Genomic DNA, 21,105 nt, shown 5'->3' on the forward strand with positions numbered 1-21,105 from the left:
CGATTGTGCTTGTCATCTAGAGTAGTGATTAATCTGAATAGAATACAATTAAGTTTATAATTTTAGTCATCGTTATATTGGCTTTACTACAAGCTTAATCAACGATCAAGTAAGGCAATAATAATCAACCATTTTTTATCATATTATTGTTGAAAGTCACGTATCAATAATTCACCTCTTTCGCCACGCCAAATCCATTTTAAATGGCTATCCACAAAGCGCTCTCCCTCAAACCAAACAAACAACCCTTCCATCATTTCAGGCCAATCACTTTGATCAATTTGAGTACGTTTCGAAATCACAGCAATAATTGCAGCAAGAATCGTATCATGGCTTACGGCTAAACTAATACCATTGCTTACTGTTGGATGTGTTTCATAAATCAATTCAAGCACATCAACTACCCCACGAATTGGATGCTTCATTCCGGGCAAGGCATTATTCACAAAGCTATTGATAAAACCGAGCGCACCCTGCTTGCGAAAGTATGGCGCAGCTTGCTTAATATCCAGCACAAAACTTCCAGGCTCAACCAATAAGCCTTTTTCGACAATTTCAATATGATGGGTATTGGGTTGGGGGGAGACACCATCTGCACCTTGAATCATCAAAGCAGCAGTATCTACACAACGTTGAATTGGACTAGAAATACAATGCTGAATGACACGATCGGTATGATCTATTAAATATGAACCCCAAGCATGTGCTAAGTCACGCCCCTGAGTTGTTAGTTGTAAATCATAGCCAGCCAATCCCTGTCCATTAACAACTTCACGAATTGAATGACGCGTAAATAAAGTCACAGGGGTCTGCGCATCTGGCAATAAATCTATTGCTTTCAGCATGCTTTTCGGCAATAAATCTAACGCCATATCAACTCAAAACTCTTTTTATACAGCTTTACTATAACATAAGTCACAAAGTGTTAAATCATCTGTAAAATAGATATCTATATTATCTAAAAAGCTAAATTATATTAAAAGCTAACATTACCAAGTGCATCCAAGGCAATTTGTTTGGTTTCCTCATTCCGAAATGCAATAAAACCTTCATTTAATACAGTATTTCGTTGATTATAAGTAAAGGGTACTGCCGCTAAGCTGACCAATCCACCACCTATACTTTCGAGCAAACCTTGCCCTGCACTCGTATCCCACTCGGAGGTTGGGTGGAAGCGTGGATAAATATCAATTTCACCTTCCAGCATCATACAAAATTTATAGGCACTGCCCGCCTCTCGTTTAATGACAGGTGACTCTTGTTCGATATAATCAATATATTGCTGATATTTGGGATTCTTACTGCTGTGGCTTAAACCAATTTGGATTGCATCTTCTTCAACTTCTTTAAACTTGCAGTAGCGCTCCCATGTTCCCTGAGTAAATGAATACTTATATGGAAGTTCTGTTAAATAACCCAAATACATAACTTGTTCAGTTGGTACAGCAATAATAGAGAATATGGTTTGATGATTATGAATCAGGCTTAAATTGATGGTGAATTCATCACGTTCATGAATAAATTCTTTGGTTCCATCTAAAGGGTCTAGCATCCAACACACCGCCCAAGCATGACGTTCTGAATAATCACTTTCTTCAGACAACACAGGAATTTCGGGCGTAACTTGTGCCAATTGTTCAATTAAATAAGCATTAACTTTTAAATCAGCTTGGGTTACTGGAGACTGATCATCCTTTTGGTCAATATTAAATGCTCGCCCAGCACAATAGTTTTGGTATTCCTCAAGTAAAATTTGACTTGCTTTGGCCAAAACAGGAACCAATTTTGAAATTTGGTCATCTTGTGGTGCTTGAGTAGTGATAAACATTGATCTGACCTGTAGGATGTCTGATTTTTGTGCTTAAGCCTATCATTTTTTTATGTTGAGTGCATGAAAACAATAGCTTTTAAACAATTAATTGTACTTTAAATAGATGATATGCTTTTGAATATCATCATAGACTTTTAGGTATTTATTCAATTGACTAGACTAAGCTGTCTCTAAAAACTTGAAAAATTATATTCTTACCAAACCAATGATCTTTCAAAATAGATTGATAAAAACACAATAAGCTTCTTTCATAAGTCGTTTTTAATACTATAAATCAACATTAAAGCCCCTTCACCTTAACCTTCTCCCGAAGGGAGAAGGTACTTTCAATCCCCCATATGATTCGGACCACATGATCATTTTTTTGACTCATAAAATCGATCTAATATATTGTTTTATATATAATTTAACAGAGGAACACCGTTCTTAATTATATTTGAATTCACCAGCAATAAGTGACTATATACTTCATTCATGAAAGAAAGGTCCTTGAGCGCCTCATAACTCATCCCCAATTAATTCTATTTCAGCCTTAATGAAGTATTCACGCAAATAATCATTCATCAAAGTAGAAGCTTCAGATTCGCTCAATTCATCTACGATCCAAAAAATGTATACATTTTTTTTGATGTGAATTATTTTTCTATTATATTTTACTATTCTCTGTAATTTATTATCTTTAACTTTAAAAGATTTATCATGGGAATCTCCCAATAACTTGCATCCATTCCACGGTCCACCAATACAGATGTTCATTTTAATCCATTTTAGCTAAAAAATTGTCTAAATTAAAAATGGTCTACATAACAAAATAACATGCACCATCACACAAAAAACTCCAGTAAAGGAGATAGAAAACACATTCGCAGTCTCTAAGAAGGATTTTCTATCCAAAATACTTTTATCACATTGGCAGAATATGACTATTTCAATTTTTTTCTTTTAAATCAATATTTAAAATTAGTTTATCTAAATAAACTATTTAACTGATATTCTAATTTCAAAGACAAAAATATCCTGTGATGAAGCAAGTTTGTATATTAAATTTAAAAATTTGTGTGAATTTATCTTAAATAATAGAGTAGATAGTTGATCAATGTTCATTTTTCAACACATTTCTGTGTTTACATTGAAATTCAAGTCTTAATCGAAGCTTATGTCCAAATATCTAAACCTTAGACTTCTCCATTAAAAAGACAGCAATATTGAAAGGCTATTTTCTCTTTGACGACATATGCAGAGACACCAATAAGCGATCACGAACAATGATGATTTCAATTCTATCTCTATCATCTCTATCATCTCTATCATCTCTATGTCTGTTTTTCCATTGTTAGATTTTAACCAATGTTTAGTGAATCCCATGATTTAAGAATTCAAATCTCTTATACTTGGTTGTCATGAGATTTGTTTTTAAATATATGCACACATATGTACATAATTTTTCTTCAAGCATACATAACTTTATAAGGCTTTAAAAATTTTTAATCCTGAATTATAGAGTTAAAAAATTTAGTATTTTTACATATTATGATGAGCTTTGATGTACTTTAAAAATCTTAGGAGTTTCTTGAATGCAAAAACCCATCATCTTTTTTGACATGGATGGTACGCTCCTCGATTTGGCTTTTGACGATCTCATCTGGAACACCAAACTCCCTGAGCGTCACGCACAAACACATCAATGTAGTTTAGAGCAGAGCCATAACACCCTGAATACATTTTATCAGCAACATAATCACACACTGTGTTGGTATTCTTCAAAATACTGGTCTGAGAAAGTAGGCGTAGATGTTTTAAAATTACAATATGAATATAAAGACAAAATTGCAACTCGACCAGGTTGCTTTGAACTACTGGAACAATTAAAAGCACAAGGTTATCGTTGCTGGCTACTTACCAATGCAGATTGCGCAGGATTACAGCTTAAACTTGAAAATATCGACCTAAGCCCTTATTTTGAAGTGATGATCAGTAGTGAAGAAATTGGATATTCCAAAGAGTTTGTCGAATTTTGGGAAATTCTTCAGCAGAAGTATCCTTTTGATCCTCAAAATGCTTGTTTGGTTGATGATACTACTCCTGTGCTTAAAGGTGCTGAAAAATTTGGTATACAACATTTGATTACGATTACTCAACCATCAAGTGGCCGTGCAGCACGTCATGTCCTTGAGTTGGAATACCCTGCAATTCATCATTTAACTGAGCTTTTACCATTACTCACCAAGTTAAACTTAGAAAATAAGGATGTCGATGTCAAAACAGCTTGAGAAACAACAACTTGAAACAATGCGTGTAGACAAGTGGCTTTGGGCTGCACGTTTCTTTAAAACACGCTCGATTGCCAAAGATGCAATTGAAGGCGGCAAAGTTCATCACAATAATGAGCGTGTCAAAGTTTCTAAAGAAATTCGTGTGGGCATGGAATTAACCATACAGCAAGGATTTGATCGAAAAACAGTGGTGATCAAAGCATTGTCTGCAATTCGTGGCGGTGCGCCTATTGCACAACAACTATATGAAGAAACAGAAGTCAGTGTGGCACGTAGAGAGTTGATTTCAACCCAAAGAAAATTGCATAATCTAGCGCGACCTGATCATCGACCGAGTAAAAAAGATCGACGACAAATAAGCAAATTTAAGCAAGAAAATGATCAGCAATTTGACCAATCTTGGTCCTATGATGATGACTGAATTCGTTTAAGTTAAGTGCGACAAAATATGTCGTACTACTGTTTTTAAAGATAGAACCATTTTTAATTTTCTGTCACTATTACTCCTGTGGACGAAAGATCAAATTTAATGACATCCACTTAAGATATTAGTGATATTACATCGTTTGAGGTTTACGAGATGGATGATAACAAAAGCAAGGCACTGAACGCGGCACTTAGCCAAATTGAAAAACAATTTGGTAAAAATACAGTCATGCGTTTAGGGGATAATACTGTACAAGCTGTTGAAGCTGTTTCTACTGGCTCTTTAACACTTGATATTGCACTAGGAATCGGGGGCTTACCAAAAGGACGTATTGTTGAAATTTATGGTCCTGAATCTTCTGGTAAAACCACAATGACTTTACAGGCAATCGCACAATGCCAAAAAGCGGGTGGAACTTGTGCCTTTATTGATGCCGAACACGCTTTAGATCCACAATATGCCCGTAAACTTGGGGTTGATATTGACAATCTTTTAGTTTCACAGCCAGATAATGGTGAACAGGCACTTGAAATTGCCGATATGCTTGTTCGCTCAGGTGCGATTGATCTGATCGTTGTCGACTCTGTAGCTGCATTGACTCCTAAAGCTGAAATTGAAGGCGAAATGGGTGACTCTCACATGGGTTTACAAGCACGTTTGATGAGCCAAGCATTGCGTAAAATCACTGGTAATGCAAAGCGTTCAAACTGTATGGTAATTTTCATTAACCAAATCCGTATGAAAATTGGTGTTATGTTTGGTAGCCCTGAGACCACAACTGGTGGTAATGCATTGAAGTTCTATGCTTCAGTACGTTTAGATATTCGTCGCATTGGTCAAGTCAAAGAAGGCGATGAGATCGTTGGTTCTGAAACCAAAGTGAAAGTTGTTAAAAATAAAATGGCTCCTCCTTTCCGTGAAGCGATTTTCCAAATCATGTATGGTAAAGGTGTTAATCACTTGGGTGAGTTGGTTGATCTTGCAGTTGCTCAAGAACTGGTTCAAAAAGCAGGTGCATGGTATTCCTACCAAGGCGATAAAATCGGTCAAGGTAAAAACAATGTCATTCGCCATTTAGAAGAAAATCCACAACTGGCGCAAGATCTTGATCGAATGATTCGTGAAAAGCTCTTAACTACAGCAAATGCTGCACCTGTTGAAGAGAAAGAAGAAGAACCTGACTTTTTAGATGTTTAATCTGATCTATCATTTCTTTATTTTTCCTAAGCGCCTTTCGAGGCGCTTTTTTATACAAATTATTGAATTGAAATTGATTGTGATTTCTAATAAATTTCAGTTATAACTGATTTAAAATGTTATTCAACATCAAATACATTTATTCTTATGCAGACAAATATTACAAGATTGGCTGAGTTTTTATTTTTTCAAGGTCCAAGAATTACTCAAGCAAAAATAGATCAACATTTTAAAAATAAGACGATTCTCATTACAGGTGCTAGTTTTGGAGTTGGTGAAGCATGTGCGAAACGTTTAGCACATACTGAATGTACTCTGATTTTAGTTGCGCGAAGTACTGATAAACTTTTACAGCTAAAAAATGAATTAGAACGTGGTCACTGCCATGTTGAAATGGTCAGTGTAGATTTATATGAACTGGAAGCAGCTGAAAATATATTTCAAAGTCTGCAAAATAAAAATTTACACGTTGATATTCTGATTCATAATGCAGGTAAATCCATTCAACGCTCGATCTGGGAGAGTTTAGATCGACCTCAAGATATTGATCGCTGTATTGCAATTAATTACATCAACCCTGCTCAACTCACTCGTTTATTATTGCCAGACTTAAAACTGAAATGTGGGCAAATTTTGGTTGTTTCTACCATTAATGCCAAACTATTCGCTCCCCCACTTTGGTCAAGTTATCAAGCATCTAAAGTTGCTATGCAACAATGGATCCTTGCCATCCAACCCGAACTTGCTATTCAGCAAATTGATACTAGTATCATTTATTTACCATTGGTACGCACACGTATGATTTTGCCAACCAAACACTATAATCACATGCCTGCAATGCAGGCACAAAGTGCAGCAAATGCAATTTTAGATAGCCTGATTGGACATAAACGGCAATGGCAGCCATGGTGGTTAATTTGGGCACAAGTTACATCAAGTCTATTCTCAAGACCAATTTATTATTTTTATCGCTTTATTCTTGGACGGAAAAAGTAAAATGTCATGGCGATTCGTAATCAAATGGTGTCTTAGTCTGTTATTCAGTGTTATGAAACATGGTGTGCATCTATACAGTATTTTAGATGCGCAAACTCGAATCAATAAAAATAAAACGGCATTGATTATCGATGGCGTAGAGGTGAGTTTTGAAGATTTAAAACATCGTACTGATCAACTTATTTGTGAATGGATAAAACCAGAATATCAAAGTCAATTTCCAAATCAACTTGCACTCATGCTTGAACAAGATTTAGATAGCCTGGCTGCTTTATTTGCTTTAAGTCGTTTAGGCAAGGATATTGTGATCATTAACCCCAATTTAATCGAACATAAACTTCAAACACTGCTAGATCACAAAAATTTTTATTTGATTGGGCATTTAGCGCGATTAAAAAAAATTAAAGTTCAGCATTATTCAGATATTCCACCACAACACGACTCACAACATTTTCATATCAAACGCTATTTTTTTAACAAAATTAGTGTCTGTTCCTCAGGGTCTACGGGTATTCCTAAAGTAGCAACACGACATTCAAATCCACTACAATGCCTGCCGTTACTAGATCTCATGCTTAGACAATTAAAGTTCTTTAAAATTAAACAGATTTTTGTCATGACACCGATCTGCCATGCTGCTGGTTTAACTGCAAGTTTAATGGCTTTAAGCTTTCATAAGACCGTCATCTTGCAAAATCGCTTTGATGTACAAAGTGCCTGTTTATGGATTAAACACTACCAAATTGATTGTCTAAACTTAGTACCCACAATCTTACATAGACTGATTAAATCTCGCTCAATGCTCAGCTCGGTCCAGCATATCATTTCAGGAAGTTCGCCTTTAAGTGCTCATTTGGTTCATCAAGTTCAACAACACTACCCTTACATTCAATTATTCAATCTATATGGAAGTTCAGAAACTGGGATTAATATGATCGCAACCCCTAAGGATTTAAAAACACATCCGGACAGTATTGGTAGAGCTATTCAAGGTGTAGAGTTAAAAATTACTGATCTATCAGGAGAAATTCTCGAACACGGTCAAATTGGTACTTTATGGAGTAAGTGTGCGTGGTCAATTACCCCTAATCAATGGATTGAATGTGGTGATTTAGCTGTCCGAGATTCGCAAGGGTATTATTATTTAAAAGGTCGACGTGATGATATGCTAATTTGTGGTGGTATCAATGTTTATCCAATTGACTTAGAAAATATTTTATACCAACACTCCCTCATAGAATATGCTCAAGCATATGCGGTAGATGATGTAGATCTAGGACAATGTTTAGCAGTTAAAATCATCCTTAAACAATATTTAGATCTCAATCAATTACAAGATTGGATCAGTCAAAAGGCACCACGATATTTACGACCAAAATCGATTTTTATCATCGATCAGATTGAATCAGACAGTATTGGTAAGCCTATTTAGTCAATTGAATAATATGCCTGACATGACAGTTCACCTATTCATCTATCTGTACAGCTTATGCGCTGTTAAAACCCCAAATAGGCGCTACACTATGACAAATACCAACGAAAGTTATTGTTATTAAAGATATGAGCCAAGCTAAATTTCCTAAGATGCTAGACTACGAAAAACTAAAGCAGCAGTTTGGCGAGGATGAAACTGCACCTCTTCCTCCAACTAGCACAATAAGCAATGAGGTCAATAATGAGCATGCCTTTATCGCTAATCAAGATTGCACACCAGCACCACAGGGCTTAACGGGAACACGTTTACGATCATATGCTTTTGCAGTCTTAACCCGTAAAGAATATTCCAAAGCAGATCTTATTGAAAAACTGATGACTTTGGCACAAAGCCGTGAAGAAGTTTTAACATTAGTGGACGAATTATCTGAAAATAACTATCAAAGCGATCAACGTGTCGCTGAAATGACGGTTTGTAGCCAAGTTCGCAAAGGCAAAGGACCTAATCGAATCAAGTTGGCCTTGCGTGCTAAACATCTCGATAAAAGCTTAGTACAAGAAGATATTGCTGAAATTGATTGGTATGAACAAGCTTATCAACTCAAAGTCAAAAAATATGGTTTTGAGGTAAGTAAAGACCCTAAAATCAAAGCTAAACAAATTCGTTTCTTACAATATCGTGGCTTTGAAATGGACGCGATTATGAAAGCGATTTCTAGAAAAGAAAATGAGGATGGACAATAAATATCTAAAATGAGTTAAAGATAAAGTACCTAGCGATTGTGTAATAGAAGAAAAATTTATATTTTGGATAATTATTAGATTTAGAAAATCTGGTGGCAACCCTACTAGCAAAATTTCGGCACATCATAGTTCTGATACCGTTGCTACCTTCCGGTCCTGGCGGGGTTTTCAGAGTACAATTGCGAAACCACCAGCAGGGCTACCATTGCAAGAACAGAGTATAGAGATTTTTTATTTTCTTGCAAGCCAAACATTGTGATTTTCTCAAGTTATTCATTCGTTTGCTTATTTCGTCATCAATGTGGTTATTTTTTGCAAAAAAACCATAAAAAAAAGCCATAAAAAAAGTTGAGTGGACTAGACTCGGGCTTTATGGCTTGAGGGGGAAACTTAATCATCATTAAAACGTGTTATGACTTACTCATATTTAAGGATTCACCTGCTCTCTTTAAAAACGATATCCAATGCCTAAATAGCTCATCAATGGATCAATCTGAATTTTAGTTTTGGCATAAATCAATTGTTTTCCAGTATTGTCATTCAAAACTGAAATGGTGGCTGTATTGTCAAGTTTTGCATATGATACAGATGCCGTAGCAAACCAATTCTCTTTAAAGTCATAAGTAAACCCTGCAGAAAAGATCGGAGCAAAAGCATCATTTGCATCTGCTTTAACTCGCATTTTACCTGTTGAAGCTTTACCTTCCAAAGCGGCACCTGCTTTCTGATCATCAATATTTTGAATCATATGCCCCGCTGCAATTAAATCATTTTTAACGCCAGCATTGATTTTAATCTCATTGAAATAAGCATACATAAAGCCAAAACCTAGAAATGGTCTTAATTTATTAATACCAGGTCGCCCAAAATAATATTGTGCTTGTAATGCTGGTGTCCAAGCTCGTGCTGAGGCGGCATAGTTATATTGATCTAAATTTGTAATTAACAAATTATTTTTTAAGTATAAATTTCCGGAATCCCCGCCGAATGGTTGTGAGGTCGCTGAAAATGGTGCATATATCTGCCCTTTTCCTTTTAAATCTACAGTAGGTGGAATACCCCCCATCAGCTGAATCGAAACATGTTCATTGATGTTATAATTAAACATTAGCCCAGCCGTATTGACGTTTTTAACTTCCAATCCTGCATTTGCCGTCCATGCACTTAAGCCATTAATTTCAGCGATACCTGTAGCATATTCAAGCGCAGCTTCAGGATTCTCCGCATTTGGTATCATCTCCAAAATATAATCAAGCGGATATTTCCCGGTTGCAGGGTCTTGCATATTGATCGTTCTGATCAATTCTGGGTCCATTTGATTGATTCGAGCTTGATCTAAATTTTTAGCAACCGCAGCCCCTGAAATCATCCCAACTTTAGACATTGTTTTTTCAGCAACAGAAGTATTAATCCTAAAAGGTTGAGCATCTCCTGTTGACCGCACATTCAGCCAACCCGCTGAAATGGAAAATCTTTTAAAATCTTGAGCATATACCATATGACTAGCAAATAAGTATGACAAGCCAAGTGCAATTTTTATATATCGTAGCTGATTTTTCATACACTCATCCTTAAATATAAATTTATTTTCACTAAACAATTCACATTAAGAATGTATACAAAAAAACAATTTTGACATTTAAATTCCGATGGAAGGAAAAACGATAATTACAAAAATGTATATTTTAGCAAGTTTAAAAAAATAAAATTAAAACTAATTATGAATAAAAATAAAACAGTAAATTTATCAATAACTGATAATACTCGATAAGAATTATATTTAAAAAAAATATATTAAAGATTTTTTTTATTCATAAATAAAAAAAATTCACAATTTTTTTTTCATACACCTATTAATTATATTTAAATCACTTAAAATATAACCATATTACACTTTATTATTAATATAATGATTTTTACTATATTATATTAATAAAACTAAAATTAATTCAATAATTTTTTTAAAACGGTGCATAGTGCACATAAATTTATATCATCTTTAAATATGCTAGTAACCGATAACCTCGCATAATAGTCAAATGAGCATATAGGCAAGGCGCTATACTAGATATGATCTAACTTCAATATATTTTTAGCTCATAGCTAACATGTAAAACCTAAAATGTTAAAAATTATCGCTAATCTTTTCTATGCAATAAAAAATATTGGATCGTGTCACTTAAATTTTTCAATAAAAAACACACAATTAAGAATAATTTCATGATCTAATATATTTTTAGAAAGCACGCATGAGAAACTTAAACGTGAATATGAACAACGGATTTATTACAAAAAGCCTTCACATTCCACTAGAATTATCTGAACATTGTAAAAGCACCTTGCAATTCCGCTTCTAGCCGTTTTTAATGATCACATTTATTGGTTTTCAAGCAACTTTATTCCTTACGTGGGAAGATTTTGACTTTAATGGATTTTTAATTATGCTAAAAAAGCATGCTCTCTTTTCGATTGCCTTACTCAGTTCAGCATCTTTATATGCGATTCCAATTGAGTCTCGTGGATTAAGCAACGCGTCCTCAGGAAATGATATAGCGAATTCTTCTGCTCCAATTACTGGAAATATGAATTGGGATCTTATTCAAAAGAATCAGCAACTCGAAAATCAAATTCGTGAATTACGTGGCAAAATTGAAGAACAAGATCACGCTATTGATCAGCTCAATAAAGAATTAAGCAATCGCTATACTGACCTCGATCAACGTCTTGAGTTATTGAACCAAAAGCTAGAGCCAGACAATAATTCTCAAGAGCAACAAGCACCTGCTGAAAATGCACCAACGACAAATCCTACTGTCGAAAATTCAGAACAGACCACACAGACAGCAGCACCGAGTCAAACAGCCACACAACAGCAACCTGCAACACAAACAGCTCAAACCTCAGCAACACCTACAAACAGTAACAATACCAGTGATCCTATTGCGCTTGAAAAAGCAGCCTATACTGTTGCCTTAGATGCTTACAAGAAAGGTGGTGCAAAACAAGCCATTGCGCCAATGCAAAATTTTATTAAAAATTATCCAAACAGTATTTATACAGGAAATGCTTATTTTTGGTTGGCTGAGTTTCAATTGGCAATTGATCCACCAAACTACAATGAAGCTAAAAAGAATTACGAGATCGTCGCTGCTAAATTCCCTAACTCGTCAAAAGCACCACGTGCTTTATACCAACTTTATAGTATTGCAAAAGATGTCAATAAAAATACGCAAACAGCAAATGTCTATAAAAGTAAATTGTTAAGCACCTACCCTAAGTCTGAAGAAGCAGGTTATTTCAAAAAGGGCTAAAAACAAAGTCATTGTGTTAGTTATAAAAAATGCCTCATCGTGAGGCATTTTTTATATTTAGCTTTTTATCATGAAATGATTAACGCACAATACCACGTTTAGATTCTAATACAGAATCTATCAGCAATTGTGCTTCTTCAACTTCAGGAAGAATCTCTTGGCGAATGCGTTCAATTGCCTGTTCAGTCGTTAAATTTTCTTTATAGATCAATTTAAAAGACTCTCTTAAGCCTTGAATCACGTTCTTAGACCAGCCTTTACGACGCATTCCTTCAACATTCATACCATATGCATGTGCAGGATTACCAGAAACCATCACATAAGCTGGTACATCTTTTAGAATGAGTGATGCTCCGCCAATCATACTGTAAGAATCAATCTTACAGAACTGATGGATACCCGAGTTTCCACCAACGATAACAAAGTCACCAATATGAACATGACCAGCAATACCAACATTATTTGCAAAAATATTGTTATTTCCAATCTGGCAATCGTGTGCAATATGCGTATTGACCATCAGTAAGTTGTTGCTACCCACTTTGGTTAATCCATGATCTTGTACAGTTCCACGATGTAGACTGCAATGTTCACGAATCTTATTGTTGTCACCGATTTCCAACCAAGTTTCTTCACCTTGATATTTTAAATCCTGACAAACTTCACCGACACTCGCAAACTGAAAAATTTCGTTGTTTTTTCCAATTCGGGTAAACCCACCAATCACGACATGTGAATGGAGTTTGGTACCAGCACCAATGGTCACTTGAGGTCCAATAATACAATAGGGACCAATTTGAACATCAGGTGCTATCACTGCAGAAGCGTCAATAATAGCGGTTGGGTGTATTAAATCGTTACTGCTCATGCCTGCTCTAATTTCTGATGAGAAATGATAATTTCAGCTGTCGCTGCTACCACGCCGTCAACACTGGCAGTACATAAATACTTGTAAATGCCACGTTTTTGCATGAGTAATTCAGATTTTAGCACGAGTTGGTCACCTGGTACGACTTGTTTTTTAAATCGTATTTTTTCTGCGCCAGCGAATAAGAACAACGAACCAGGTCGAGGTTTTTCATTATTCATGATAAAACCAAGCACACCCGAAACCTGTGCCATCGCCTCAACGATCAGAACACCCGGCATAATTGGATAGCCAGGGAAATGACCTTGCATAAATTCTTCATTAATTGAAACGTTTTTGTATCCTACAATCCCATTCTCTGTAACTTCAGTTACACGATCTACAAGCAAGAACGGATAACGGTGAGGAAGATACTCACGAATCGTTTGGGTTTGCATTGGTAATTCAGGAACCGTAAAAGGTAGAGATTTAGACTCAGTCATAATTATTTACGCGACTTTAAAGTTGATTCAATGGACTCGATTTGAGCCTGCATATGATCTATTTGTTTCACCAATTTGGTCAATGGCACATCTGCTAATTGTCTTAAGCGAACAACTGTTCTTTTCCAATGATTTGTTTCAAATTGTCCAGTTCCTGAAGAATACGAACCTGCTTCAGAAATACTTTTTGTGACCATTGACATTCCAGTAATTGTCACATTATCGGCAATTTTTATGTGACCAACCACCCCAACAGCACCAGCAAAGATACAGTTTTTGCCAATAATTGTGCTGCCGGCGATACCACACTTCGCAGCGATAGCCGTATTCTCACCAATCTGAACGTTATGCGCGATTTGCACAAGATTATCAATAATCACACCATCATGGATAATCGTATCATCCAAAGCACCACGATCCACGCTACAGTTTGAACCGATCCGCACATCATTTCCAATACGGACAGAACCCAACTGCGCGATACGATTCCATTTTCCTTGATAAGGTGCAAATCCGAAACCTTCGCCACCAATCACAGTATTGGCATGAATTCGAACACGGTCTGCAATCTTGGTCTGACCAGTCAGTGTGACTTGAGAATCAATAAAGCAGTCTTTACCAATCTCAACACCATCATCTATTCGAGTATTAGATTGAACAATCGTATTGGAACCGATGACACAATCTTCACCGATCACCACATAATGCCCAATATAAGCATCGTCAGCAATAATCGCAGATGGAGAGATCTGAGCTGTACTTTCAATCCCACGTTTGGTCACTTTAATCTCAAATTGATGCGTAAGCATTGCAAAAGCAAGATATGGATTTGCAACCACAATGAAATTCTGGTGATTGGAAAGTTGCTCTTTTAATGCAGCTGTCACAATTAAAGCACCAGCTTTAGAATTCTGTGCTTCAGCTAAATATTTATCGCCATTGACGAAAGCAATATGATGAGATTGAGCCTGTTCTAAACTCGCAAGTCCACTGAGTAGCAACTTTGGTTGACCAATTAGCTCACCTTGAACAAGTTGAGCTAATTCATCGAGATGAAATTGATTTGATCGCATTGATTATTTAATTGCATTAACCTTTTGGATCATTTTAGCAGTTAAATCATTCTTTGCGTCATACGCAAGTGCTGAATTTTTATTCAAAATAAAGTCCAAACCTGCTTCTTGGCGCAATTGTTCAGCAGCTTGCTTTACGCGCATTTCAAAAGTCGTATTGGTATTTTGAATTGTGCTCTGAACTTTTGCCTGAACACCTTGCTGAATCGTTTGGAATTCATTTACTTTAGCTTGGTATTGCGCATTGATTTGCTGAACATTTGCACCTTGAGCTTGAGCTTTTTGCTTCAACGCTTCAATATCTTTAGTGATTTGTTCTAATTTAGTGGTTTGCGGTTTAACAGATTGCTCTAAACTTGCATTTTGCTGTTTTAAGAACGTACTACTCTCTACAACTTTTTCCAAGTCAACCACACCAAAACCCGCTGCTTGAACCAGTCCAGCAAACCCTAAGCCTAAGCCCATCACCATCATTTTCATTGTTTTCATATGTGTTCCTTATCGTCTTTAAATATTAAAGAAAGATCGTACTTAGAAAGTACGACCAATCTCAAATTGGATATTTTTAGTTTGATCGCCTGGTTTATCGTTCAATGGGTATGCATAACTCAATGAAAGTGGTCCAATCATGGTGATCCACGTAAAGCCTACGCCAACACTATAACGCATGTTGCTTAAATCAAAGTCATAGTTGTCTTTACAATATTGTTTTGCATCTACACCTTGATCTGAAGCCCCACCATTCCAGTACAGTTTTCCAGTTGCAGTACTACAGTTGGTATCAAATACTTGTGCGCCTTCTGCAAAAATCACTGGACGAATCTGGCGTGCCCAGTCCCCTTTAAATGGTACAGGAAGAGCTAACTCAGTACCGAACTGCACTAAAGCATTACCACCGACTTCTTCAGGATCATAATCTTTTGTAAGATTTTCATTATATGTTACACCGGGATATTTGGGACCCAAAGTACTGTTGTCATATCCACGTACCGAACCAAAACCACCCGCATAGAAGTTTTTATAGAATGGTAAATCATTACCATAACCTAACTTACCATAGCCACGTAACACAAAATCACGCCCTAATGGGAAATACGCCTGAGTATCATAAGTGATCTTTTGATATTCAACATCACTGCCAGGTAATGCTATTTCAGCATTCACTCGATGTGCTGTACCACTGGTTGGGAAAATCGGACGGTTTAAGGTGTTGTATGACCAACCTAAATTTAAATTATAGGTTAAATAATCACCCTCAAATGCATTTCCAAAAGTTACAGTTTGCCCTTCTGGACATATTTTCGGTCCATCTGGATTACTCGGATCTGTAATCAGATCAACAGCACAGCGTGTTCCATAACCACGTGTCTTACCACCATTTGCTAGTAAATAGTCACGAACATAGGTCGAAACATAAGCACCAGTCGTTACCTTGGTTTTATCAATATTTAAACCTGCACTGATGTTTTGATTTTCATCAATTGGATAACCAAAGGTGAGTCCACCACCAATACTGTCAGTGACATAGTTGTTGACGTTATAGTTGTCATTCAGTTTGGTTTTACGATAATACATGTTATAGCCACGGCTTACCCCATCAATGGTAAAGTATGGATCTGTAACACTTAGATTATAATAATCTTGAGTTTCTGAACGAGATAAATCAATTGCAACACGGTTACCTGTACCCATAAAGTTGGTTTGGCTTAACCCTGCTTGGAATGTGATACCACCGTTTTGAGAATAACCCACAGCCAATGTACTGGTCCCTGAATGTTGCTCTTCAACATCAATATTCAAGTCCATTTGATCTGGTGTATTCGGTACACGCACAGGTTTAATATCAACTTTACTAAAGAAACCTGTACGCTCTAAACGCACCTTAGACAAGTCAATTTTTTCATTACTTGCTAAAGCACCTTCCATTTGACGCATTTCACGACGTAACACTTCATCAGCAGTTTTGGTATTCCCTGTAAAATTGATGCGTCGAACTGTGACTTGTTGACCTGGATTAATATAGTAGTTTAAATCCACCACATGGGTTTCATTATTGATTTCAGGGACAACATTCACTTCCGCGTAGTAATAACCCGCATTACCATATTTACGAAGTAAGAGTTGTTTCACCGCATTCACTTTTTCTTGTGAATAGGTTGTACCATCTTTATAAATTTGCAATGCTTTGAGTTCATCAGGTTTATATAACGCATCACCCAAGAATTTAGACTCACCAAATTTAAATTGCTCACCCTCATTGACCGAAACTTCAATAAAGATATGTTTTTTGTCTTCGCTCAAATTGAGGTTTGAACTGTTAATATCGAAGTTGATATAACCTCTATTCAAATACAATGCACGTAGCGACTCTAAACTCGCAGACATCTTTTCACGAGCATAGCGGTCATTACGAGAAATCACAGAAAGCCAACCACTTTCTTTTACAGCAAATGCTTGCTTGATATCATCATCACTAACGACAGTATTACCAATAATATTGATATCAAAAACTTTAGCAGCTTTTCCTTCATTAAAATTGATATTCAGTTCAACACGGTTGTTTGGACGTGCAACTTGTTCAACTTTAATGTCAGCATCATAACGACCTTGCTGAGCATATTGTTGCTCTAATTCAGTTTCCAAAGTTTGTAATGCTGATTTTTTCAACACTTCGCCTTCAGCCAGCCCCATCTTCTTTAAGCCGTCTGTTAAAGCTTCTTTCGGAATGAGTTTGTTGCCTTTAAAGTTAATCTTTGAAATAACAGGGCGTTCAACAACTTTGAAAACCAATACATTATCTTGATTTGAAGCTTGAATATCATCAAAAAGATTTGATGCATACAAAGCACGAATAGACTCTGCGATAACTGGATCACTAACACGGTCACCACTATTTATTGGTAAAAGTGCAAGAACATTTTGTTGCGTTAAACGAACCAATCCATCCACACGAATATCACGTGCAATGAACTCATCTGCCGCGTGTACTTGCTGTACAGCTGCCATTGCACTAACGAGTGCCAATGGCATAAATAAATGTGAGTGCTGCATGCCTATTATTTTCCAGTAAGTTAATCCAGTATCGCGTTATAAACGCATAAAATCATTAAATATTGCAAGAAGCATCATGCTACCGAGCAGTACCATACCAATTTTTAGCCCAACCAATTGTATTTGTTCAGAAACAGGCTTACCACGAATTGCTTCAATAATGTAGTAAACCAAATGTCCGCCATCCAACATTGGAATAGGTAATAAATTTAAAATCCCCAAACTTACACTCATCAAAGCCATAAAGGAAATAAAGGTTTGCCACCCCATTTCAGCACTTTGACCAGCGACTTTAGCAATGGTAATTGGACCAGATAAATTATCTAATCCAATTAAGCCACGTACCATTTTGACCATAGAATTCAAAATCATTGCTGAAAGTTGCCCTGTTTTTTCAACAGCAACAACAAATGCTTCAGCAGGATTGTATTGAATGGTTTGCTTATATTCAGCAGGAATAGACAATTTATCGGTCTGTGCTTGCACACCCAACATACCTGTCACATTCCCCATGTTGTCACGTTTACCTTGAGGCATCACTTGTAAATGTACAATTTGCCCTTGGCGTAACACATCCACATTGAGTAACTTTTCAGGTGATTTTTGTACCACATCTACCACATCAAACCAATCTTTCATTTTCACTTGATTGATCGAAATGATTTGATCACCCTCTTTCATCCCTTGGCGAATTGCAGCACCATCTGAACTTAACTTATAGACAGTGGCAGGAATATGCGGTCGATAAGGAGTAAAGCCAAGCACATCAAATGGTGACTGACTTTGATCTTTTAAGAAATCTTTGATGGGTAAAGCAAAACTTTGCGCTTGCCCATTACGCTCCACTTGTACATCAATATGACCCGTTTCGCCAACACGATCAACAATTGCGTAATTCAACTTTTCCCAGGTACTTGCTTGTGTACCATCAATCGCAACAATTTTATCACCCACTTGCATCTGAGCAGTCGCTGCAGGCGTATTCGGTAAAACAGCACCGACACGTGTATTCAGTTGTTCCTGTGCTGGTAAAAATAAAATCCAAAATAATAAAATTGCAAAAATCAGGTTAATAAATGGTCCTGCTGCAACAATGGCGATGCGCTTCCACGGAGATTGACGATTAAATGCAAAAGGCAGATCTTCTGCACTCACATTGCCCTCACGCTCATCCAGCATTTTGACATAACCACCGAGCGGCAAAGCTGACAGTTGATATTGAATACCTGATTTTTTAGAGGTCCATTTTAATAAAGTTGGACCAAATCCAATTGAATAAACAAGGACTTTTACACCAAGCTTTCGTGCTACCCAATAATGTCCAAATTCATGGATTGCAATCAATGGACCCAATAGCAATATCGCAGCGACAATGATAAATAGTACACTCATGATCAGCGTCCCAATTGTATAATGCGTTGTGAAGCAACTTGGCGGGCAAGTTGATCTGTCTGCAAAATCGTTTCAATCGAATCTGCTGAACCATTTTGAACGTGATTTAAAGTATGTTCAACCACTTGTGAAATTTCCAAGAAAGCAATCTTTTCCTGTAAAAAAGCTGCAACAGCGATTTCATTGGCTGCATTCAGAATTGATGGTGAGAGTCCTCCAGACTGCATGGCTTGACGAGCCAACTTAAGTGCTGGAAAACGAACAATATCTGGTGCTTGAAAATCAAGTTGCGAATGGATAAATAGATCTAAAGGTGGGACATGTGTTTCAATCCGCTCAGGCCATGCTAGTGCATGTGCAATCGGGGTACACATATCTGGATTACCCATTTGAGCCAAAGTCGAACCATCCACATACTGAACCATTGAATGAATAATACTTTGTGGATGAACAACAACTGTAACAAATTGTTCTTTAATTGAAAATAAATGACATGCTTCGATTAATTCCAAGCCTTTATTCATCAATGTCGCAGAATCAACAGAGATTTTTTGCCCCATTGACCAATTTGGGTGCTTACAAGCTTGTGCTGGTGTTACGGTTTGGAGTTGTTCAAGCGTATGATTCAAAAAAGGACCGCCTGAAGCGGTCAATAAGATTTGCTTTACACCTAACAACGGTTCGCCTTGACGCTCAATCTGCAAATAATTTTGTGGAAGGCACTGAAAGATCGCATTATGCTCAGAATCTACAGGCAACAATAAAGCACCATGTTCTTGAGCTGCTTGCAACATCAGATCCCCCGACATCACCAAGGCCTCTTTATTTGCAAGCAATACACGCTTACCTGCTTTTACTGCAGCTAATGTTGGGAGTAATCCTGCAGCCCCAACGATTGCAGCCATCACCACATCCACATCAGGATGTTGTGAAACTTCAATCAAACCTGCTTCATCACTCAAGATTTCAATATCTGTAATCTTGTATGTATTTAAGCGTTGTTTTAATTCATCAACTTTACTGAAAGGTACAACCACATACTTCGGTCGATACTGTTTGCATATTTCACTCAGTTCTTCTATTCGACTATATCCAGTCACAGCAAAAACCGAATACTGATCTGGATGCTGTTCTAAAATTTTTAAAGTACTGCGCCCAATAGAACCTGTAACACCTAATATACAAACAGATTGTGACATCTATAAATCTACACCAATAAGTTTTAAAACATACATTCCTGCTGCAAAAATAGGAGCTGCAGCAAGCAATGAATCAATACGGTCAAGTACCCCACCATGCCCTGGAAGGATACGACCTGAATCTTTAATTCCAGCGCGACGTTTGATCATAGATTCAAACAAATCGCCTAACACTGAACTAAATACCGTCACAATAGACAGAACAAGGAAAAGAATATGTTGTGAAAGCGTTAAATGTAGGTAAATCGATTGAACAATGACAATAACGATAGCAACTGTGATAATCCCGCCAATTAAACCTTCAATAGATTTATTTGGACTCACATCTGGTGCCAATTTACGCTTACCAAATTTACGACCAACGAAATATGCACCACTGTCCGCACCCCAAACCAGTAAAAACAGGTACATCAGCCACCACGGTGAACTCTTCCACACTTCAAAAATAGCGGTAACAGCAGCACTGATCAGCACCAATCCAACGATATTTAAAGTAACATTGTACCAACCATCATATTCAGGATAATTTTTAACCCAATAAAGGCTACACAACCAAGTGAGGATAGATGCACTCCAAAGGATAAGTGCCAAATCATTGAAATATAATGCTAAACCAGAAAAGATAGCGGTGAGTAAACCAAATCCAGCAGCTTTTAACTTGTTTACAGAGTCAGATTCATGTGGCATGAGTTTAAACCACTCATAACCTGCCGCCCCAGCTGCGATAATCATTAACACTAACATCGGATATTGTGATTTTGTTGCAAACATGCAACTCAGCACGACTGCAACCAATACCAATGCGGTTATAATCCGCTCTAACATTA

The 21,105-nt window shown here is 36.8% G+C and carries 19 protein-coding genes and 1 other RNA gene; 7 read left to right on the forward strand and 13 right to left on the reverse strand.

Annotated elements, in window-relative coordinates; all coding sequences use genetic code 11:
* Positions 1-143: 143 nt before the first annotated feature.
* From ACINWC743_RS21715 to ACINWC743_RS21725, 3 genes are all read right to left on the reverse strand, one after another.
* Complete coding sequence (locus ACINWC743_RS21715) at positions 144-872, reverse strand: histidine phosphatase family protein (protein ID WP_009587013.1); 729 nt, start codon at positions 870-872, stop codon at positions 144-146.
* Positions 873-976: 104 nt separating this feature from the next.
* Positions 977-1,828 carry a 3'(2'),5'-bisphosphate nucleotidase CysQ family protein gene (locus tag ACINWC743_RS21720; RefSeq protein ID WP_009587018.1) on the reverse strand — a complete coding sequence of 284 codons (852 nt, stop codon included), beginning with the start codon at positions 1,826-1,828 and terminating at the stop codon, positions 977-979.
* Between the two features lie 501 nt (positions 1,829-2,329).
* Positions 2,330-2,587 (reverse strand): hypothetical protein, encoded by a 258-nt coding sequence (locus tag ACINWC743_RS21725; protein ID WP_009587003.1) that lies wholly within the window; start codon positions 2,585-2,587, stop codon positions 2,330-2,332.
* A gap of 818 nt (positions 2,588-3,405) precedes the next feature.
* Between ACINWC743_RS21725 and ACINWC743_RS21730 the strand changes: the two genes are divergently transcribed.
* From ACINWC743_RS21730 to ACINWC743_RS21755, 6 genes are all read left to right on the forward strand, one after another.
* Positions 3,406-4,101, forward strand: coding sequence for an HAD-IA family hydrolase (locus ACINWC743_RS21730; protein ID WP_009587002.1), 696 nt, complete (start codon positions 3,406-3,408; stop codon positions 4,099-4,101).
* Entirely contained in the window at positions 4,085-4,525 is a 441-nt protein-coding gene (locus ACINWC743_RS21735) for an RNA-binding S4 domain-containing protein (protein WP_009586986.1), read from the forward strand. Before ACINWC743_RS21730 ends, ACINWC743_RS21735 begins: the two co-directional genes overlap by 17 nt.
* Positions 4,526-4,684: 159 nt before the next feature.
* Complete coding sequence (recA, locus tag ACINWC743_RS21740; protein WP_004830485.1) at positions 4,685-5,728, forward strand: recombinase RecA; 1,044 nt, start codon at positions 4,685-4,687, stop codon at positions 5,726-5,728.
* A gap of 147 nt (positions 5,729-5,875) precedes the next feature.
* Positions 5,876-6,724, forward strand: a complete 849-nt coding sequence (locus ACINWC743_RS21745) for an SDR family NAD(P)-dependent oxidoreductase (protein ID WP_009586994.1) — start codon at positions 5,876-5,878, stop codon at positions 6,722-6,724.
* Position 6,725: 1 nt separating this feature from the next.
* Entirely contained in the window at positions 6,726-8,156 is a 1,431-nt protein-coding gene (locus ACINWC743_RS21750) for a class I adenylate-forming enzyme family protein (RefSeq protein WP_035301561.1), read from the forward strand.
* Between the two features lie 128 nt (positions 8,157-8,284).
* Complete coding sequence (locus tag ACINWC743_RS21755) at positions 8,285-8,902, forward strand: regulatory protein RecX (protein ID WP_009586974.1); 618 nt, start codon at positions 8,285-8,287, stop codon at positions 8,900-8,902.
* Between the two features lie 99 nt (positions 8,903-9,001).
* Here ACINWC743_RS21755 and ffs read toward each other — a convergent pair.
* Positions 9,002-9,098: signal recognition particle sRNA small type (gene ffs / locus ACINWC743_RS23595), an RNA gene on the reverse strand.
* A 252-nt stretch (positions 9,099-9,350) separates the two neighbouring features.
* On the reverse strand, positions 9,351-10,463 hold the full coding sequence (locus tag ACINWC743_RS21760) for an OmpW/AlkL family protein (RefSeq protein WP_009586992.1): 1,113 nt from the start codon (positions 10,461-10,463) through the stop codon (positions 9,351-9,353).
* A gap of 877 nt (positions 10,464-11,340) precedes the next feature.
* On the opposite strand from ACINWC743_RS21760, the gene ACINWC743_RS21765 reads away from it, so the two are divergent.
* Positions 11,341-12,213: a YbgF trimerization domain-containing protein gene (locus tag ACINWC743_RS21765; protein WP_227510974.1), complete on the forward strand. Its 873-nt coding sequence runs from the start codon at positions 11,341-11,343 to the stop codon at positions 12,211-12,213.
* A 79-nt stretch (positions 12,214-12,292) separates the two neighbouring features.
* Here the strand turns inward: ACINWC743_RS21765 and lpxA are convergent, their stop codons facing one another.
* The 8 genes from lpxA to ACINWC743_RS21805 are packed head-to-tail and all read right to left on the reverse strand — an operon-like array spanning position 12,293 to position 21,103.
* Positions 12,293-13,081: an acyl-ACP--UDP-N-acetylglucosamine O-acyltransferase gene (lpxA, locus tag ACINWC743_RS21770; protein WP_004830478.1), complete on the reverse strand. Its 789-nt coding sequence runs from the start codon at positions 13,079-13,081 to the stop codon at positions 12,293-12,295.
* Complete coding sequence (fabZ, locus tag ACINWC743_RS21775; RefSeq protein WP_004719745.1) at positions 13,078-13,563, reverse strand: 3-hydroxyacyl-ACP dehydratase FabZ; 486 nt, start codon at positions 13,561-13,563, stop codon at positions 13,078-13,080. Before fabZ ends, lpxA begins: the two co-directional genes overlap by 4 nt.
* Positions 13,564-13,565: 2 nt before the next feature.
* Positions 13,566-14,636 carry a UDP-3-O-(3-hydroxymyristoyl)glucosamine N-acyltransferase gene (gene lpxD / locus ACINWC743_RS21780; RefSeq protein ID WP_009587009.1) on the reverse strand — a complete coding sequence of 357 codons (1,071 nt, stop codon included), beginning with the start codon at positions 14,634-14,636 and terminating at the stop codon, positions 13,566-13,568.
* Positions 14,637-14,639: 3 nt separating this feature from the next.
* Positions 14,640-15,125 (reverse strand): OmpH family outer membrane protein, encoded by a 486-nt coding sequence (locus tag ACINWC743_RS21785; RefSeq protein ID WP_009587010.1) that lies wholly within the window; start codon positions 15,123-15,125, stop codon positions 14,640-14,642.
* Between the two features lie 42 nt (positions 15,126-15,167).
* Positions 15,168-17,687: an outer membrane protein assembly factor BamA gene (gene bamA, locus ACINWC743_RS21790; RefSeq protein WP_009586988.1), complete on the reverse strand. Its 2,520-nt coding sequence runs from the start codon at positions 17,685-17,687 to the stop codon at positions 15,168-15,170.
* Positions 17,688-17,723: 36 nt separating this feature from the next.
* A complete protein-coding gene (gene rseP, locus ACINWC743_RS21795; protein ID WP_005031946.1) occupies positions 17,724-19,079 on the reverse strand; it encodes an RIP metalloprotease RseP in 1,356 nt (451 codons plus the stop codon).
* A gap of 2 nt (positions 19,080-19,081) precedes the next feature.
* Entirely contained in the window at positions 19,082-20,278 is a 1,197-nt protein-coding gene (ispC, locus tag ACINWC743_RS21800; RefSeq protein WP_009586993.1) for a 1-deoxy-D-xylulose-5-phosphate reductoisomerase, read from the reverse strand.
* A complete protein-coding gene (locus tag ACINWC743_RS21805) occupies positions 20,279-21,103 on the reverse strand; it encodes a phosphatidate cytidylyltransferase (RefSeq protein WP_009586984.1) in 825 nt (274 codons plus the stop codon).
* Positions 21,104-21,105 lie beyond the last annotated feature (2 nt).

The sequence above is a fragment of the Acinetobacter sp. WC-743 genome (assembly GCF_000335555.1).
Lineage (GTDB): Bacteria > Pseudomonadota > Gammaproteobacteria > Pseudomonadales > Moraxellaceae > Acinetobacter > Acinetobacter bereziniae.